At 72.3% G+C, this 18,727-nt stretch carries 9 protein-coding genes; 3 read left to right on the forward strand and 6 right to left on the reverse strand.

Annotated features, from left to right (window positions below):
* Nucleotides 1–325: 325 nt before the first annotated feature.
* The 6 genes from CC117_RS28955 to CC117_RS28980 all read right to left on the reverse strand — a co-directional run bounded on the left by CC117_RS28955 (nucleotide 326) and on the right by CC117_RS28980 (nucleotide 12,227).
* On the reverse strand, nucleotides 326–4,195 hold the full coding sequence (locus CC117_RS28955; protein ID WP_071090021.1) for a zinc ribbon domain-containing protein: 3,870 nt from the start codon (nucleotides 4,193–4,195) through the stop codon (nucleotides 326–328).
* Nucleotides 4,196–4,322: 127 nt separating this feature from the next.
* Entirely contained in the window at nucleotides 4,323–6,062 is a 1,740-nt protein-coding gene (locus tag CC117_RS28960) for an Hsp70 family protein (protein WP_071089972.1), read from the reverse strand.
* A 203-nt stretch (nucleotides 6,063–6,265) separates the two neighbouring features.
* Nucleotides 6,266–8,959 (reverse strand): hypothetical protein, encoded by a 2,694-nt coding sequence (locus tag CC117_RS39470; protein ID WP_241830525.1) that lies wholly within the window; start codon nucleotides 8,957–8,959, stop codon nucleotides 6,266–6,268.
* Nucleotides 8,960–9,148: 189 nt separating this feature from the next.
* On the reverse strand, nucleotides 9,149–9,826 hold the full coding sequence (locus tag CC117_RS28970) for a TerD family protein (RefSeq protein ID WP_071089975.1): 678 nt from the start codon (nucleotides 9,824–9,826) through the stop codon (nucleotides 9,149–9,151).
* Between the two features lie 158 nt (nucleotides 9,827–9,984).
* Nucleotides 9,985–11,217 carry a DUF475 domain-containing protein gene (locus tag CC117_RS28975; RefSeq protein ID WP_071089978.1) on the reverse strand — a complete coding sequence of 411 codons (1,233 nt, stop codon included), beginning with the start codon at nucleotides 11,215–11,217 and terminating at the stop codon, nucleotides 9,985–9,987.
* A 434-nt stretch (nucleotides 11,218–11,651) separates the two neighbouring features.
* Nucleotides 11,652–12,227, reverse strand: coding sequence for a TerD family protein (locus CC117_RS28980; protein WP_071089981.1), 576 nt, complete (start codon nucleotides 12,225–12,227; stop codon nucleotides 11,652–11,654).
* Nucleotides 12,228–13,233: 1,006 nt separating this feature from the next.
* Here CC117_RS28980 and CC117_RS28985 point away from each other — a divergent pair.
* From CC117_RS28985 to CC117_RS28995, 3 genes are all read left to right on the forward strand, one after another.
* Complete coding sequence (locus CC117_RS28985; protein WP_071089984.1) at nucleotides 13,234–15,321, forward strand: alpha-1,4-glucan--maltose-1-phosphate maltosyltransferase; 2,088 nt, start codon at nucleotides 13,234–13,236, stop codon at nucleotides 15,319–15,321.
* Complete coding sequence (gene treS / locus CC117_RS28990; protein WP_071089987.1) at nucleotides 15,318–17,063, forward strand: maltose alpha-D-glucosyltransferase; 1,746 nt, start codon at nucleotides 15,318–15,320, stop codon at nucleotides 17,061–17,063. Before CC117_RS28985 ends, treS begins: the two co-directional genes overlap by 4 nt.
* A 172-nt stretch (nucleotides 17,064–17,235) precedes the next feature.
* Nucleotides 17,236–18,651 carry a maltokinase N-terminal cap-like domain-containing protein gene (locus CC117_RS28995; protein ID WP_071089990.1) on the forward strand — a complete coding sequence of 472 codons (1,416 nt, stop codon included), beginning with the start codon at nucleotides 17,236–17,238 and terminating at the stop codon, nucleotides 18,649–18,651.
* Nucleotides 18,652–18,727: the final 76 nt, after the last annotated feature.

Below are 18,727 nucleotides of genomic sequence, written 5' to 3' on the forward strand. Positions count from 1 at the left end.
AGAGCCGACGGCGTCCGACGGATTCTCCGGTTCGCCGGCCGGACCTCAGAAGAATCCGGCCAAACTGCACACGACTGAACGGACTCATCGTAAGGGACCAACCCGAACGGGGGCGGTACTACCGGGAAATATGCGGAGTGGTAACGGGAAAGTCGGCGATCAACTAGCACCCACACACTGCGCACTTAAGTAACGGATACACAACGAACCGCACTGTCCAGGCGATCCAGGCCACATCGGCTTCGCTACGGCGAATTTCTTCGCGGTTCTCCGCGAAGCGACATCGGCCAGGAGGCGGAGGCCTCCGCGCGATTCGGACGGGCCCTCAGCGAATGACGAGCTGGCTGTCCTCGGGGTGATCCACCCACAGGGCGGGCCCGTCTGGCGTCACCACCGGAAGAAGGCGCACCCCCCACGGCAGCTGCGCGCCCTCAAGGGTGACCTCCATGGTCCAGGACCCGGCGTACCCGGCAGGCTGCAGCTCGGTGAGCGGCTGGCCCTCGGCCGGCGTCGAGGGCGGTTCCTCGCCGGGCCGGGCCACCAGCACGAGCCGTGGGGTCGGCCCGGTGGACCGTACCTGGACCCGCAGCGTCCGGCGCCGCCAGCCCGCCTTCGACACCGTGTACGACACCGAGCTCAGCTCGGCCGGGTCCGGTGCCGGCATCGCGGCCGGCGGGGGCGTCTGATGCGCGCCGGAACCGGCGGCCATCATCAGCGCCGGCTCCGGCCCGTCGGCGTGGCCGACGCCGCCCCGGCCGTTCGGAGCGGTGCCCGGCGCTGCCGGCCCGGCATCCGGCCTCCCCGGCACCGTCGGATTCATCGGAGTCACGGGTGCCATTGCGTGCATGGGTGGAACGCCGTGCCAGAGCGCACCGTACGGCCCGGTGTGCTCCGTGGCGCCGTTCGGCGTCGCCGCCCCGGGAACCGGCAGCCCCGCGGCGAGCGGGTCCGGAATCGGGACTCCGGCCGTCAGCGGGCCGGGCACCGGCATCCCGACGGTGGGCGGACCCGCGTTCGCCATCATCTGCCCGGCCGCCAGCTGCCCGGCCGGCGGTGGACCGGCAACCGGCGGTGAGGCGGGCGGCGGGCCGGCGGGTGCATGCCCGCCAGCCGCCTGCCCGACGACTGCCTGCCCGACGACTGCCTGCTCGACGACCGGCCCGACGACTGCCCGGCCAGCCACCGGCAGGCCGGAGATCGGCGGACCGGTCGGCAGCCAGAATGCGCCGGTCGTGGGTGCGGCCACGGCGAGATCATCGGACGGCCCCGCCATCGCCGCGTGCGCCGCAGGCACCGCAGACGCCGGTGCCACGGACGCGGCGGGTGCCACGGGCACCGCGGGCGCCAGGGGCACCGGCGTCTCCACCAGCTGGACGGCGGAAGGCATCGGCATCACGTCGATCACCACCGGCTGCGTGCCCGGCGAGAGGGATGGAAGCGGAGAACGGCCGAGGGGGGTCGGGACGTCTCGCCCGGAGTGATCGGCTGCCCGCGGCGCCGGGGGCGGAACGGGGGCCGGCATCCGGTGACGCACCGATCGCCCGACCACACCGAGATCACCGGTGACCGTCACCGGGATGTAGATCAGTTCCCGCAGGCCCGAGCTGCCTGGGACGGCCGCGTCCCGCAGCTGGCCGTAGCGGCTGGCGCCGACCAGCCGCAGCGGCGGTACCAGCGCGGCGAGTGGCACCTCCGTCCCCTCCTGTCCCAGCAGGGCGAGCGGCCCGGATGTCGGATCTCCGGGAAGGCCGGGGTCGCCGCCCGGGCCGGGGGCGGTCACACCGGGACCGGCGAAGCCGAGACCGCCCGCGCCAGGCAGACCCGCCCCCGTCGCGGCGGTTCGGCCGGATGCGCCGGCGCCACCGGACACACCGATGCCGGCGCCGGCGAACGTGACCGGGCCGGCCACCGGAACGGGGACCGCGTAGACCCGCACCTCCGCCCCGGCCCGGGCGTTCCAGCGCAACGCGACCTGATCGCCCTCCGAGCCGGTCATCAGATCGGTGACCGGCCGGCGCCGGGAGGGCACGCCGTACTCGGCCTGCGCTCCCGCCGTCCGGGCGGCGTTGCCGTCGATGTCTGTGTACTCGACGAACGCCCGGTACTGGTAGCCCACCCCGGGCAGCACGTCCGGGTCGAGAAAGCTGCCGCCGGTGACACGGGCACGCCGGGGCGGAGCGGTCACCGCGGAGTCCGGGTCGACGGTCCGCTCGATGGTGACCGTGTCGGAGGGCCCGCCGGGCCGCCAGGTGAGCCGCACGCCGGTCGGCGTCGCCTCGGCGCGCAGGTCCGCGATGTCGCGGACGGCGATGACCGGCCGGGTGGTCACCGGTCGGGACCGCCGGTCGCCGGACAGCGCCGTCACCTCGTGCCGAACCGTCGCCCAGGCCGGCGCCCCGGCGTCGGCGAGCTCGGTGGCGCCGGTCGTGCCGAGCGCCCGCCGGTCGGCCCGGGCGGAGCCCGGCTGTTCGGTGATCCGTTCCACCCGGTAGGTGACCGGCCCGGCGGACGGGGACGGCCGCCACCGCAGGACGACCGCGTTGTCGACCACCGCGGCGGTGAGGTCGTCGGGTGGTGCGAGCGGCACCGCGGCGAGCGCGCGCAGCGCGTCCTGGCTGTCGACGGCGGTGGCGAGCACCGCGACGAGTGCGGCTTCCCGCTGGTGCGGGGGCAGCCCGCGAGCGGCCTCGACCCGGCGCCGGATCACCGCCTGCTCCGCGGTCAGCTCGCCGAGGACGTCCGCGGGAGTGCGGCCGTCCGGTCCGGGCACGTCCGCGGCCCGGGCGACAAGCCAGCGGGCGCGTTCGATGGCGGCGTCCGGCCGCAGGGTGGTGCGGTCCTCGAGAAGGGCGCGCCAGCCCGCCTCGGCGGCGCCGAGGGCGGCGCGGACCAGTGATTCCAGCTCCTCCGCGGACTCCCGGGCGGTGTTGCCCCCGGCCGGACCGGCCGCCGCGAGCGCCGCGCGGGCACGGGCCAGGCCCTCGCGGGCCTCCCGGGGCCGCCCGCCCTCGAGGGCCTGGCGGACCGCGGTCAGCGCGTCACCGGCGGCCCGGACCTGGCGCAGGCTGTGGCCGCACCGCCGGCAGGTCACTGCGGCCGCCTCGGTGAGCGCGGAGCACGCGGGGCAGGTGGTGTAGAGCCCCGTGTCGCAGTAGCGGCAGGTGGCCGACCCGCCGACCGGCTCGGGACGTCCGCAGCCCGAGCACAGCACGTAGTCGACGGCACCCCCGGTGCTCACCGCGGCGCCGAGATCGCGGGCGATGCCGAGGATGACCGTCTTCACCTGCTCGGCGCCGAGCCCGCGGCCGGCGGCCAGGGCCGCCCGGACCGCACCCTCGTAGGCGACCGCGGTCAGCTCACCGTCGAGCACCACGTGCTCCTCGACAACCGGGCGCAGCTCGTCCGCGACGTCCGCCAGCAGGCCGGCGGTGTACGCCGCGGGGTCGCCCTCGACGAGCCGGGAGCGCACCATCGCCAGCAGGTCGGCCGTCAGCGTCTTCTCCCGGTCGTGCGGTCGCCGGGCGTTGCCCGCGGCCACCGCCTCCCAGGCGGCCCGGATCCGGTCCAGCGGGGCGTCGGGCGGCAGGCCCAGGAAGTCCCACAGCGAGGCGGTGCCGACCTGGTCGCCGCCGCGCAGCACGCGCAGGTCCTCGAGGCGCTGCCGGATCTGGCTGCGGACCTCCGGCGCCAGCGCGGCGACGCCGGATCCCTCCCCGTCGGCGATGACGTGCTCGCGGGCGAGACGGGCGTCGAACTCGGCGCCGGTGACGCCCGCCGCGGCGGCGAGCCGGCGCAGGCCCGCCACGCGGGACGCCGGAATGCCACCAAAACGATCACGCAGCGTGACAAGATAGCCGTCGACCTTGGCGAGTCGCTCCGCGTCCCCGCTACGGCGGGCGTCGAGCACCAGCTGGCGCAGGTGCGCCCGGGTGTCGCCGTCGAGCAGCGGCGCCTCCCACTCGGCCCGGCGGCGGACGAGCTCCGTCGCCAGCGCCGCGTACTTCGCCGAGTTGCGCTCACGCTGCAGGAAGGCCATCACCCGGGCCAGCCGCGCGGCGACGTCCGAGTCGGTGTCCTCCCGGGCCGGGTCGAGGTCCGCGATCAGGAACGGGTCGGTGGTGTCCACCGGCGTCCGGGCGCGCAGCGGAGCCAGGACCCGTCGCCGGTAGCCGCTGCCGTCGAATGCCGCGCTCACCGCTCCACCCTCGTTCCGCCCCCGCCCGACTGCCGGGCACTCCGCTCCTCCGACGAGGGTACGGATCCCGTCCGGGCCCGCGGCCACCGTGGTGGTCATCCCGACCCGCCCGGGCTCCCGGAGGCGGTCAGTCCCGCTGTTTGAGCAGGTTGACCTTGGCCGACTCCTCGGTCTTCATGCTCTCGCTGCCGACACCCGCCTTGACCCGCAGCACCAGCGGTTCGGACGCGCCCACATGGGTCGCCGTCACCTGGATGGTCTGGTCCCGGCCCATCTCGAAGCTGACCTCGACCGGGGTGCCGCGGGGGTGCCCGGCCGGGATGCCGCTGATCGCTCCGGCCACGATCACCTTGTTGTCATCGATGCGGTTCGACTCGACGCCGGTGCCCTGCTCGAAGACGCGGATGTCGACCTCGGCCTGGTCGTCGGAGATCGTGTAGAACGTCCGCTTCACCTGGATCGGCAGGGCGTCGTTCTGGTGGGCGAGGAAGGCGGCGACGGCCGACCCACGGTCCTCCGCGAAGATCCCGAACCCGCGGGACGTGACGTCCGTCACCCGGGTGCGCACCAGGTCGACCACGGAGGAGGTCGTCAGCCCGGCGGCGGACGCGCTCGCGGCCGCGGCCGCCTCCAGGTCGCCGGCGGCGGCGGCGTCGAGCGGCTGGTCCGGGCGCAGCCGCCCGCTCGACACGAGCTCCGCGCGGACCTCGCGCTCCAGCGCCTTCTTCTGGCCGTAGACAGCCGCACCCTTGGCGACGGCGAGGTCCGGGTCGGCGAGCCGGCAGTTCAGGCCGAACGTCTCACCGAGCCGGCGGGCGACCGCCGGCAGCTTGCTCATCCCGCCGACGAGGAGACAGAGGTCGATGGTGTCGACGCCCTTCTCCTTCGCCCGCTGCAGGACCGAGGCGGTGAGGTCCACCGTGCGCTGCAGCAGCGGCGCGGTGATCTCCTCCAGGGTCGCGCGGGTCAGCGTGACGCTGCACCGCTTCCCGCCGTGCACCACCAGGACGTCGACGCTCTCCCGCCCCGACAGCGCGAGCTTGGCGTCCTCGGCGCCGGTGAGCAGCTCCTGCTCGTCGTAGACATCGTCCAGCGGGTCACCGGCGTCCGGCTGCTCCTGGACGAACTTCTGCGCCAGGTAGCGGACGATCTCGTTGTCCCAGTCGGCGCCGCCGAGCTCGTGGTCGCCGTCGGTGGCCACCACGGTGATGTCGTTCCCGTCGAGCCTGATCACCGTCGTGTCAAACGTGCCACCGCCGAGGTCGTACACCAGCACGGTGGCGGTGGACTGGCCGTCCTGCGCGAACCCGTAGGCGAACGCRGCGGCCGTCGGCTCGTTGATGATGTCGACGACGTTGAGGCCGGCGAGCTCGCCGGCGAGCTTGGTCGCCTTGCGCTCCTCGTCACCGAAGTACGCCGGGACGGTGATCACCACGTCGGTCACCGGCGTGCCGGTCGCCCGCTGGGCGTCCGCGGCGAGGGCCTTGAGGACCAGGCTCGAGACCGAGGCGGCGCTGTACTCGACGTCGTGGGCCACGAACCGCCAGTCCGAGGCGCCCATGTGCCGCTTCACCAGCCGCGCGACGTCGTCCGGGCGGATCCGGGCCTGGCGCTTGGCCTGCGTCCCGACCACGAAGGAGCCCGACCCGCCGCCGTCGGCCCCCGCGGCGCTCCCGCCCCCGGCGCCGGCTTCGCCCGCGGACGCGGCCGCGGCGCTCTCACTGGCGCTGTCGAACAGGACCACAGAGGGTGTCGTGGGCTGTGACTCGATGTTGCGGATCACGTCCGGGCGGCCGTACTCGTCGACCTGGGCGATACACGAGTAGGTGGTGCCCAGGTCAATGCCGAACACCTTGGTGCCTGCCACCGTCTGATCTTCCCTTCCGCTGACGACTGCTGCCACCGACGGCCCGCAGCCGGCGACGCCCCCACACCGCCGGCGGGAACTCGTCGCCGGCCTCGCCGCCGGCGGTGCTCCCGCCGGCATCTGCCTCATGATGATGACGGGGTCGCCGCAGGCCGCTGTAGCCGGCCGTCCCCCGGACGGCCATCCGGTGGTCATCGGGCGGGTCAGCGCGCCCGGTACACCTCGGTCTCCGCCGGGCGGATGACGGTCGACTCGCCCCGAACGAAGCCGGGCCGGACCGTCCGGGCGACCGTCCCCGCCAGCGCCGGATCGTCCGTGGCGACGCGCCGGACCCCGAGGAACCGGCCCGGGTCGAAGGACTCCCCGACCTCCGGGGTGAACGGACGGACGTCCGCCGCCAGGTCGAGGATCTGGAGCAGTTGCTTGCGCAGGATGCCTGCAACGCTCTGCGGGTCCTCGCCCCCGAGACTGCTCATCTGGTCGTAGAGCCGGACAAGCCCGCGCAGCAGCGGTGCCATCGCCTCGGTCAGTTCGCCCCCGCGCAGGCGGCTGTTCTCCGCGTGCAGGCGGTCGACGAGCTCGGCGTCATGCCGCCGCAGGCGGACGAGTTCGTCCACACTCTCGGCGAGCCGCTCCAGCACTAGCCGGTCGGCCGCGGCGGCGGCGGCAACGGCAGCAGCACTGTCCTCGGCGGCACCGTCGGCCCGGTCCGCGCTGGCGTCCGCGGCGTGCGTCGCGGCCGCGGAGCCGTCCGGACCGCGCACTCCCGGCAGCGCCGGGACGATGTCCGCCGTGTCCGGCATCTCGATCCCGCCGAACGCGGCCCCGGACGTCCGGGCATCAGACGTCCGGGCATCAGACGTCCCCACATCGAAGGCGCCGGAATCGAGGGTGTCGTCCGGGAGATCGACCGCGCCCGGCAGGCCCGGCCCGGTCAGGTCGCCCACCGGCCCCGGCGCCGGTGGACCGGCCACGGCGTGTTCCTCGGCTCTCCCAGGGGCGTCCCGGGCGTCACCTGCAGCGCCGTCGGCGTCGCTGCGGGAGTCAACGACCGGGTCGACGCGGCGCCGACCCGAAGGGCCGCCCCCGAGGATCTCGTAGTCGAGCAGATCGAACTCGTCCGCACGGGCGGTGTGGCCGCTGGCATGCTCCTCCTCGAGAGGCGCCTGCACCGTGGGCGGCGGACCGGCGTCGAAGGTCGGCGGGCTGTCACGCCGGAAGAAGTCGATCTTCTGGACGGGCAGCGGGGGGAGGCTCGGAGCGTTGGCCACACCGTCTGCGGAAGCCGGCCTGGCCGGGGCGGCCGGGGCTGCCGGGGCTGCCGGCGGCCCCGGTACCTCGACATCGGCGCGCGACGCGTCCAGGTAGGGGGCCGGATCAGCGTCCGGATCCGGGTAGTCGGCGCCGCCGTACTCCGCCCGGCCGTACGCCGGGCCGCCCGCGAACCCCGGGTCGGCCGGGTAGCCGCTGTCCGGGTACTCGGCGTCGGCGTTGACCGCGGTGGCGTCGTACTGGTCCGCCGCGCGGAAGTCCTCGGCCTGGTCCGCCGCGCGGAATTCCTCGGCCTGGTCCGCCGCGCGGAATTCCTCGGGCAGGTCGGCCCGGTGCCGGCTCTCGGCGCGGTCGAAGCGGGCAGCGCCGTCGTCATAGCCGCGGCTCTCGTAGCCGTCGGCGCGGTCGGCCCCGCCGGAACGGTCGTACCCGGGCGCGCGGTCGTATCCGTTGGCAGTCTGGTAGCCGTTGCCGTCCTGGTAGCTGTCGGCCGGGTCGTAGCCGGCCGGCGCGCGGTAGTCACCCCGCCCGGCGCGGTCGCCGGCGTAGCCGCCTGCGCCTTCGTAGCCTCCGGCGTCGCCCGGGCGGCTGCCGTCGCCGGAGCCGGTGTACTCCCTGGAGCGGGCGTACTCGCCCGAGCGGTAGTCGCCCTTGCCGGCGTAGTCGCCCTTGCCGGCGTAGCCGTCGGCACCCGGATAACCCTCAGCACCCCGATAACCCTCAGCGCCCGCATAGCCGTCGGCGGCGACGTAGCCACCGGCCTCACCGTAGCCGGCGGCCTCCGTCCCGTAGTCACCGTTGCCGGATCCGCCGTCGGTGCCGCCGTAGGCGCGGGTGCCGTCGTAACCGCCGCCCCCGGCATAACCGTCCGCCTCGCCGTAGCGGTCGGCCTCGACGTACCCGCCGGGCGCGGAGCGGTCCTCGGCGAGGCGATCGGCCCGCGGGTCCCCACGGCGGTCGCGGGCGCCGGGCATCTCGGGCATCTCGGGCCGGTCGAACTGGCCGGCCGTCTCGTACCCGCCGTCAGGCCCGGCCGGCAGCCGGTAGCCGGAATCCTGGTAGCCGCCACCGCGCGCCTCGGCTGGCGGGTACCCGGCGGCGGGGTACTCCTCGACCGGCGCCCCGTAGGGCGCGTCCGGGTACGCGGCGCGGAAGTCGGCCTCCGGGTCGCCGGCACCGCGGTCCGGCGGGCCGTACCCCGCACGTTCGTAGCTCTCGGGCGCGAACAGCGACTCCCGGCCGCCTGCGCCGGCGCGGCTGTCACCGCCGCGGCCGTCACCGCCGCGGCTGTCACCGGCGCGGCCGTCACCGCCGCCGCGAGATCCGTGGTCGCGCGGGCGGCGCGTGACCGGCACCGCGACGACGTAGCCCCGGGGACGCGGATGGCCGCCGGGGCCCGGATCCGTCCCGTCCTCCGTGTCGTACCAGGCGGGACCGCGGCCAGGCTGCTCCGCGTCACCGCGGCCAGGTCCGTCCGGCCCGGTGCCCGGCGGCTCGTCCACCTCGGGCACCGGGTCTGGCGCGAACCAGCGGTAGTTGGCCTCGTCCTGCTCCGCGCCCTGCTCGGCCGGGTCGGGAACCGCGCCCGAACGGCCCGCGCGAGAGGAACGGCGTGGCTGGAACATGGAGTAACGCCCTTCCCCTGCAGGCGACGGCACTGGATGGATCATCCCGGTGGGTCGGCCCGGCCCGGGTCACGGGAGCGGCCCGAGCCGGCACAGATCCGTTCTGTCGTTGCCTGTGCGCCCGGTCCAGAGCACAGCCTGCCCTCTTCGGGCGATCCGCTCAACTCCGGCCCGGTCCTGACCTTCCGGTCACTTCCGGCCAGCGGACCAGTTCAGTCCCCACCCGTAGGCGGTGTCCAGCTCCCGGTGGCCGCCCACGTACCGAACCTCGCGGCTGACGGTGAAGTCGTTGCCGGTGTTCGTGAGCAGGGCGATCGCGCACATCCGCGAACCACCGGCGCGCTCGTCGAGGCGCACCTCGATCGGCGCGCCCTGGGCCGGGGTCAGGGTCACCACGGCGTTCGCCTGGTCGAACGACGCGACGCCCTCGTAGATGAAGGCGAAAACCAGCAGCCGACGGATCTCCGCGACGCGGGACAGGTTGACGTGCAGGTTCTCGCCGCCCGCCGTCGCGCCGGTGCGGTCGTCGGCGTCGAGCTGGACGTAGGGCGGGTTGTCGAACGAGCCGAACGCGTTCCCCAGCGCCTGGACGACACCGGAGCGGCCGTCCGCCAGCTCGAACAGGCAGGCGAGGTCAAGGTCGATGCCGCCGCCCGCCGCGCTCAGCACGCGCTTGAGGAAGCCGCCCTTGCCCCCGCCGGAACCCGCGCTGTTCTGGTCCCAGTTGAGGTTGACGTGCAGGCGTCCGCCGCCGCCCTGCTTGCTCAGCGACACGCTCGGCGCGGACTTGGTCAGGGTCACCTTGCTCAGCGAAACCGGAGGCCCGGCCGCCGGCGCCGCGGGTCGTTTGTTGTAGTCGATTCCCATGATCCGCTCCTTTGCGGTTTGGCGGGTGTGGCGACAGCTGATGACAGTCAGCGACGGCAGACGTTGATTATCTCGAACGGTGGCCCCACGGAATCAGGACCCGGGAGAACGGGCCGGCGGGGCATGCGCGGAAGCACCGAACAGTCCGGATTCGTCCGTCAGGTCCGGGTTCCGATGACGGGCGCGTTCTCCTCGCCGTCACCGGCCGCGGCGGATACGCCAGGGCCGTCCCCGTCCCCGTCCCCGCTGTCGACGGCACTCGTGCCACCGCCTGCCGCCTTGCGCTGCATCGCGCGGTACCGGATCGACGACAGCAACGCCAACCCGATGAATCCGACACCGATCAGACCGGTGACGATCTCGTGCACCTCGGTCTCGATGGAGACGGCCAGGATGACGGCCAGCGCGCCGATCGCGTAGTGCGCTCCGTGCTCGAGATAGATGTACTCGCCCAGCGTTCCACGCCGGACCAGGTACACCGTGACCGATCGGATGTACATCGCACCGATACCGAGGCCGACCGCGATGATGAAGATGTTCTGTGAAATCGCGAAGGCACCGACAACGCCGTCGAACGAGAACGAGGCGTCGATCACCTCGAGGTAGAGGAACAGGAAGAACGCGGCACGACCGGTGGCGAGCACGACCTCGGGCGTACCGGTCCGGCGCTGCGGCGCCCCGCCCGCCGTGCTCTCGCCGGCCACGGCGCTGCCGGCGTCCGCCGCGCCCTCGTCGTCATCGTCGGCCTCGACTCCGACCCCGCGGGCCTCGAAGAACTCACCCAGCCCGCGTACGCCCAGGTAGGTGGCAAGACCGGCGACGCCGGCCGTCAGCACCTGCTGGGTGTGATCGCCGGAGAACGCCTCGGCGACGACGAGCAGCGCGACCAGCCCGGTCACGACGGGCAGCACGTCGAGCTGCCCGGCCTTGCGGAAGGGCTCCTCCAGCCGCTTCAGCCACTGGATGTCACGTTCCGGGTCGAACATGAAGTCCAGGAAGATCATGAAAAGGAAGATCCCGCCGAACGCGGCGATCGAGGGGTGCGCCTCGTGCAGCCGGGCCGCGTACTCGGCCTCGTCGTTCAGTGCGAGGTCGAAGACCTCCACCGGGTTCAGGTGCGCGGTCAGCGCCACGATGGCGATGGGGAACACCAGCCGCATGCCGAAGACGGCGATGATGATGCCGACGCTCAGAAAGATCCGCTGCCAGAACTCGCTCATCCGGCCGAGAATCGTCGCGTTGATCACAGCGTTGTCGAACGACAGGCTGATCTCCAGGACCGCCAGAATCGCGACGATCGCCGCGGCGTCGGCGCCGCCGATGACGCCTGCCGCGGCGATCCCGATCACTGTGATCGCGATGGACCAGCCGAAAATCCGAAGTGCGTGCACTGCTGGGGAACACCTCCCGGACCGGCTCGCGATGTTCCGACAGGCATTCGCGACGGGGACCGCGGTCCGTACCGGCCCCACCACTTACAGATCACCGCGCTGTCGCCGGACACTGGGTCCAGTTCACCGGGCTGTGCCGGCCGTGTGGTCGAGCGCATCGTATTAAGACGCGGCCCCGGGGACACGACCGAAATCTGACGGACATCGGCTCTGGCCTGCTCCGTCCGCCACGGCTATGGCGAGATCACACCCTGGTGGGCACCGGCGTACCCCGGCTGGACGGCACGACAGCACCGTCCACTCGACAGCACGGCCCGCACGATGGCACGAGCCGGACGGACCCGCGCAGCTCCGCGGATCCGCGGAGAGCGGGGCGGGCCCGCACGGACCGCGACCGGCCGCGCCCGGGACCGCCACCGCGACCGGCGGACCGGTCAGACGTTGACTCCGTAGTCACGGGCGATGCCCGCGAGCCCGGAGGCGTAGCCCTGGCCGACCGCGCGGAACTTCCACTCCGCGCCGTGCCGGTAGACCTCACCGAAGACCATGGCGGTCTCGGTCGAGGCGTCCTCGGTCAGGTCGTAGCGCGCGATCTCGGACTGGTTGGCCGCGTTCACCACCCGGATGAAGGCGTTGCGCACCTGGCCGAAGCTCTGCGAGCGGTTGTCCGCGTCGTAGATCGAGACCGGGAAGACGATCTTGTCGATCTCGGCCGGCAGGCCGACGAGACTGACGTTGAGCTTCTCGTCGTCACCCTCGCCCTCACCGGTCAGGTTGTCGCCCTGGTGCTCGATGGCGCCCTCCGGGCTCTTCAGGTTGTTGAAGAAGATGAAGTGCCCGTCCGAGACGACCTTGCCGTCGGCCCGACACGCGATGGCGCTGGCGTCCAGGTCGAAGTCGTCGCCGGTGGTCGTCCGCACGTCCCAGCCGAGACCGACGACGATGTTGGTGAGACCGGGCGCCTCCTTGGTCAGCGAAACGTTGCCGCCCTTGCTGAGGCTGACTCCCACTGCTCCTCCAGTTTCGATGTTTCGATGTTCAGGGTCGATGTTCAGGTCGGGTTCGGGGTTCGGATCATCGGCGGACCGGGCCCGTGTCGGCCCGCCGCCTGTCAGGCGCGCCGCACGCCAGGCTCGCCGGACACGTGCGTCAGGCTCCCCACGACACCCGGTCGCCGCCCGGCCGCCCCCACAGCCAGACCGGACCGGTCGTGCACAGGCCGCGCCACCCGGGCGAACGGGCGGCGGCAGCCTACTGCGTCACACTTCACGCCGAAGGCCCCACGCGGGCTCGGAGTGTCCGCCGCCCACCCACGCCGGCACGCGGAGTGCCCACGGACGTCACATGGCCGGCCCGCCGCGCCCGCGGCCGCGCACCGGCCGGGGCACGGCGAAGCCGAGCGGGTGGCCCCGGGCGAGGCGAACACGCGCGAGGGCGGCGGCCCCGGCGGCCGTACTGTCCCCTTGCCACAGCCCCGGCCACGCCTCCCCGTGCGGTGCATCGCCCGGCCCGGTGCGGTTGCGCTCCGGTGCGCCAGCCGATGAGTGTGGGTGTTCAGCAGTTCCTGTGCGACAGTTCCGTGCCCAGCGAGACGAACGGCAGCTCGACGAAGTTCCCTGATCGATGAGCGTGCCACCACCGAAGGTCCATCGATGTCCAGAAGGTCTGTCACGTCGCCGACACATCACCCGGCTGCGGAGTGACACCGCCAGCCCGATGGGCACACCGYCAGAAATGGGTGCCAGGGCGGATCGCGACGACCTCGGCGCGGCCCGCGCCAGACACCCACCAGTCACCCAACAAGATCAACACAAGCAATATCGACGGCGGAGGGTTAACGACCCCGGCAAGCCGGGAACATCGGTCAGGACCGTAACCATCCGGACAGCACGGCCAGACACACCGTGGAAACAACGCAGACCCATCCGGTGGTTGCATGCAGTTCACGTGGCGGTGTCATCGAACGCCATGTGCAGGGTCGACCATTGAGTCGTGGTTCGTCTGGATAAGGTCCCCATGATGATCGGACGTTCAGTAGGCCGGGTTGTCATCTCCGACGTGCGCCCGGTCGTCTCCTGTGGCCAGTGGCCGTCGCGGGCGGTAGAGGGCGAAACCCTCACCGTCAGCGCAACGGTCTTCCGTGAAGGTCATGACCTGATCGGAGCAAATGTCGTCTTTTCCGGGCCCGACGGTCAGGGTGCTCCGTTCACACGGATGATCATGACTGGTGCGGGCACGGACCGTTACGAGACCGATCTCGTCATGGGCCGTGAAGGCCTGTGGGGCTATCGCGTCGAGGCCTGGGCCGACCCCGTCGCCACCTGGCGCCACGGCATCGAGCTCAAGGTCGGTGCCGGCCAGTCCGTCGACGAGCTCGCCGTGGACTTCGAGGACGGTGCCCGGCTGCTCCTCCGCGCGCTGCCCGGCGTCCCGGAGTCGCGGCGGGCCGAGGTCGCCCGGGCGGTGGCCGCCCTGCGCGACGACAGCCGCACCGACCCGCACGAGCGCATCGCGCTGGCCTGCGCGCGGGAACTGGCCGTCCTGCTGGACGCCCACCCGCTGCGTGAGCTGGTCACCCGCTCGCCGCTGTACCGCGTCTGGGTCGACCGGAAGCGGGCGCTGTACGGCAGCTGGTACGAGCTCTTCCCCCGCTCGGAAGGGGCCAGCCTGGACCCGCCGCGCTCGGGGACGTTCCTGACTGCCGCCGAGCGGCTGCCCGCCGTCGCGGCGATGGGCTTCGACGTGGTCTACCTGCCACCGATCCACCCGATCGGCGAGGTGAACCGCAAGGGCCCCAACAACACACTCGTCACCGGCCCCGACGACCCCGGTTCGCCGTGGGCCATCGGCAGTGTGCACGGCGGCCATGACGCCGTGCACCCCGACCTGGGGACACTGGACGACTTCGACCTCTTCGTCGCGCGGGCCCGTTCCCTCGGCATGGAGGTGGCGCTCGACCTGGCGCTGCAGTGCGCTCCGGACCATCCCTGGGCCAAGCACCATCCGGAATGGTTCGTCGTCCGCAGCGACGGCTCCATCGCTTACGCGGAGAATCCGCCAAAGAAGTATCAGGATATTTACCCCCTGAACTTCGATGCGGATCCGATCGGGATTTACCACGAGATCCTGCGCGTGGTCCGCTTCTGGACCGCCCGCGGCGTGCGCATCTTCCGCGTCGACAATCCGCACACCAAGCCGGTCGAGTTCTGGGAGTGGCTCATCGGCCAGGTCAAGGCGACCGAGCCGGACGTCCTGTTCCTCGCGGAGGCGTTCACCCGACCCGCGATGATGCACAGCCTCGCCAGGGTCGGCTTCACCCAGTCGTACACCTACTTCACCTGGCGCAACGAACGCCCGGAGCTGGAGGAGTACGCGCGGGAGCTGGTCGACTCGGCCCACTACATGCGGCCGAACTTCTTCGTCAACACGCCGGACATTCTGCCGGAGTACCTCCAGCGCGGCGGGCCCGCCGCGTTCCGGATCCGCGCCGTGCTCGCGGCCATGCTCTCCCCCACCTGGGGGGTGTACGCGGGGTACGAGCTGTACGAGAACGACCCGGTGCGGGCCGGCAGCGAGGAGTACCTCGACTCGGAGAAGTACCAGTACCGGCCGCGGGACTGGGCCGGCGCCGAGCGGGCCGGCCGCTCGCTCGCGCCGTACCTCACCCGGCTGAACCAGATCCGGCGTGCCCACCCGGCCCTGCACTGGCTCCACAACCTGCGGATCCACCAGTCGGACGCGCCCGAGATCATGGTGTTCTCGAAGCGGCTCACCGCCGCGGCGTCGGCCGCGGCCGACGCCGCGGATCCGACCCTCACCCCGGCAGTGGCGGCCGCATCGGGCCGGGCCACCGCCGCCACGTCCATCCCCGACCACCTCGGCCCCGGTGACGACCTCGTGATCGTCGTCGTCAACCTTGACCCGCATACGGCCCGGGAGACCACGGTGCGACTGGACATGCCCTCCCTCGGGCTCGACTGGGGTGACGCCTTCGAGGCGCACGACGAGATCACGGGCGCCACCTACCAGTGGGGCCGGGACAACTACGTCCGCCTGGAGCCGAGCGAGCCCGCGCACGTCCTGACCGTGCGACGCTTGCCGTGAGCGCCGCGGAGCCCTTCACCGAAGAGGCCCTGCGCCTGCCGTCGGTTCCCGCCGCGGCGAGAACCGACGGGGCCGACCCGGGCCCGCCGGTGACCCCACACGACCCGCAGTGGTTCAAGCGGGCGGTGTTCTACGAGGTCCTGGTGCGCGGCTTCGCCGACTCCAACGGCGACGGCACCGGCGACCTGCGCGGGCTGGTCAGCAAACTGGACTACCTGGAATGGCTCGGCGTCGACTGCCTGTGGCTGCTGCCGATCTACTCCTCACCGCTGCGCGACGGCGGCTACGACATCGCCGACTACTTCCAGATCCTGCCGGAGTTCGGCGACCTGGGTGACTTCGTGAACCTCGTCGACGAGGCACACAAGCGCGGCATCCGGATCATCGCCGACCTGGTGATGAACCACACCTCGGACGAGCACCCCTGGTTCCAGGCCTCCCGCTCGGACCCGGACGGCCCCTACGGGGACTTCTACGTCTGGTCCGACACCGACGAGAAGTACCCGGACGCCCGGATCATCTTCGTCGACACGGAGAAGTCGAACTGGACCTGGGACCCGGTGCGCGGCCAGTACTACTGGCACCGCTTCTTCTCCCACCAACCCGACCTGAACTATGACAACCCGGACGTCCAGGAGGCGATGCTGGAGGTCCTGCGCTTCTGGCTCGACCTCGGCCTCGACGGCTTCCGGCTGGACGCCGTGCCCTACCTGTACGTGCGTGAGGGCACGAACGGGGAGAACCTGCCGGAGACCCACGAGTACCTGCGCCGGGTCCGCAAGGAGATCGACGCCAAGTACGCCGACCGGGTCATGCTCGCCGAGGCGAACCAGTGGCCGTCGGACGTCGTGCAGTACTTCGGCAACGACGACGAGTGCCACATGGCGTTCCACTTCCCGCTGATGCCGCGCATCTTCATGGCGGTGCGCCGGGAGTCGCGCTACCCGATCTCGGAGATCCTGGCGCAGACCCCGGAGATACCCCCGAACTGCCAGTGGGGCATCTTCCTGCGCAACCACGACGAGCTGACCCTGGAGATGGTCACCGACGAGGAGCGGGACTACATGTACGCCGAGTACGCGAAGGACCCGCGTATGAAGGCGAACATCGGGATCCGCCGCCGGCTCGCCCCGCTGCTGGACAACAGCCGCGACCAGATGGAGCTGTTCACCGCGCTCCTCCTCTCCCTGCCCGGCAGCCCGGTGCTGTACTACGGCGACGAGATCGGCATGGGCGACAACATCTACCTCGGCGACCGGGACGGTGTGCGAACCCCGATGCAGTGGTCCCCGGACCGCAACGCCGGGTTCTCGACCACCGATCCGGCCCGGCTGTACCTGCCGGTGATCATGGATCCGGTGTACGGCTACCAGGCGCTGAACGTCGAGGCCGAGCAGCGCATGTCGACCTCGTTCCTGTCCTGGACGAAGCGGATGATCGAGGTCCGCAAACGGCACCCCGTGTTCGGGCTGGGCACCTACGAGGAGCTCGGAGCATCGAACCCGTCGGTGTTCGCGTTCGTCCGCGAGTTCGGGGACGACCGGGTGCTGTGCGTTGCGAACCTCTCCCGGTTCGCGCAGCCCGTCGAGCTCGATCTGCGGCGGTTCACCGGGCTGGTGCCCGTCGAGCTGCTCGGCCGGGTCCATTTTCCGCCGGTCGGCGAGCTGCCGTATCTGCTGACTCTGCCTGGACACGGTCATTACTGGTTCGCGCTGACGAGTTCGGGGGAATTCACGACTTAGGCGGGCCGGCGGGCCGCGCCTTGATCTTCGTGTGGGCCGCCGTCACGATGAGGTCTGCCGGCCCACACGCTCACGCACGGATCGCGCGGCATGTCGGTCCCGCCCGAGCGGTGGCCGGAAGGCCGCGCCGACGACGACGCGGCAGCGACAGCGACGCGCAGGGAGGTCGAGCATGACGGACCACTCCGAGCTCACGGCCCTGCTCTCGGACTGGCTGCCCCGGCAGCGATGGTTCGCGGGCAAGGGCCGGGCCGGCGGGCAGCTGCGCGTCGAACAGGACATCCGGCTCACGCTGGACGCGCATGCGAAGGCCGTGCTGCGCCTGCTCGTGATCAAGGTCAGCTACGACGACGGCGGTCCCAGCGACTACTACCAGGTCCCGGTGGTGATCCGGGACGACTCCCCGTTCGGCCACGAGGGCTTCCTGATCGGCGAGTCGTCGTCGGGCATCGTCTACGACGGCCTGCGCGACGCCGACGGCAACGCCGCCCTGCTGACCTACCTGCGGCGCGGCGCGAGCCGCGAGGGCCTGACCGCGACCGCGGTGGAGACCCTGGAGGACCTGACCGCCCGCCCGGTCGGCGCGGAGCAGTCGAACACCTCGGTCGTCTACGGCGAGGCCTACATCCTGAAGGTGTTCCGCCGGCTGTGGCCCGGGATGAACCCGGACCTGGAGATCACCCAGGTGCTGGCCCGGGCCGGCAGCGGTCACGTGGCGCGCCCGGTCGCCTGGCTGAGCGGGCAGCTCTCCGGCGTCCCCACCACCTTCGCGTTCATGCAGGACTACCTGCGGACCGGCGCCGAGGGCTGGCTGTTGGCCCTGGCCAGCGTGCGCGATCTGTACGCCGAGGGTGATCTGCACGCCGACGAGGTCGGAGGCGACTTCGCCGCCGAGGCCGAGCGCCTCGGCGCCGCCACCGCCCAGGTCCACCGCGACCTGGCGGGCGCGCTGCCGACCCGGCCGGCCGACGCCGCCACCCTCGGCGCGGTCGCCGACTACCTGCACCAGCGGCTCGACGGCGCACTGGCCGCCGTGACCGAGCTGGCACCGTTCGAGACGGCGCTGCGGACCGCCTACGACGCCGTCCGCGGCATCGAGCATCCGGCGCCGTTCCAGCGCATCCACGGCGATCTGCACCTCGGGCAGGTACTTCGGGTCGAGTCCGGGTGGGTGCTGTTCGACTTCGAGGGCGAGCCGGCCCGGCCGGTGCCCGAGCGCACCGTGCTCGAGTCCCCGCTGCGGGACGTCGCCGGCATGCTCCGGTCGTTCGACTACGCCGCCCAGTCGATGCTGCTCGAGCGCCAGGACGAGCCGGCGCTGGCCTACCGTGCGCTGGAGTGGGCCGACCACAACCGGGACGCGTTCTGCCGCGGCTACGGCGCCCGCTCCGGCACCGACCCGCGCGACGAGGGTGCCCTGCTGAACGCCTTCGAACTGGACAAAGCCGTGTACGAGGTGCTGTACGAGGCACGCCACCGGCCCGGTTGGATCGGCATCCCGCTGCGCTCGGTGGAGCGGCTCACCGGCGATCCTGAACAGCAACGCGCCCAGCCGGCTGTGCGGGCGTCGGATGAGGGCGCGCAGTAGCCCGTCGGGCGGGGTGTCGCGACGGCGGGCACGGTGGTGACCGCGGCAGCGCCCGCGGCGCCCGGCGGGAGGGGTC

Origin of the sequence: Parafrankia colletiae (assembly GCF_001854655.1) — a bacterium.
In the GTDB taxonomy this organism is placed as follows: domain Bacteria; phylum Actinomycetota; class Actinomycetes; order Frankiales; family Frankiaceae; genus Parafrankia; species Parafrankia colletiae.

Bases quoted from the DNA above. Each gene is read 5' to 3' on its own strand.
- CC117_RS39470 (WP_241830525.1), bottom strand. From the start codon at position 8,959: ATGTTCCAGCCACGCCGTTCCTCTCGCGCGGGCCGTTCGGGCGCGGTT.
- CC117_RS28970 (WP_071089975.1), bottom strand. From the start codon at position 9,826: ATGGGAATCGACTACAACAAACGACCCGCGGCGCCGGCGGCCGGGCCT.
- CC117_RS28995 (WP_071089990.1), top strand. From the start codon at position 17,236: ATGACGGACCACTCCGAGCTCACGGCCCTGCTCTCGGACTGGCTGCCC.
- CC117_RS28985 (WP_071089984.1), top strand. From the start codon at position 13,234: ATGATGATCGGACGTTCAGTAGGCCGGGTTGTCATCTCCGACGTGCGC.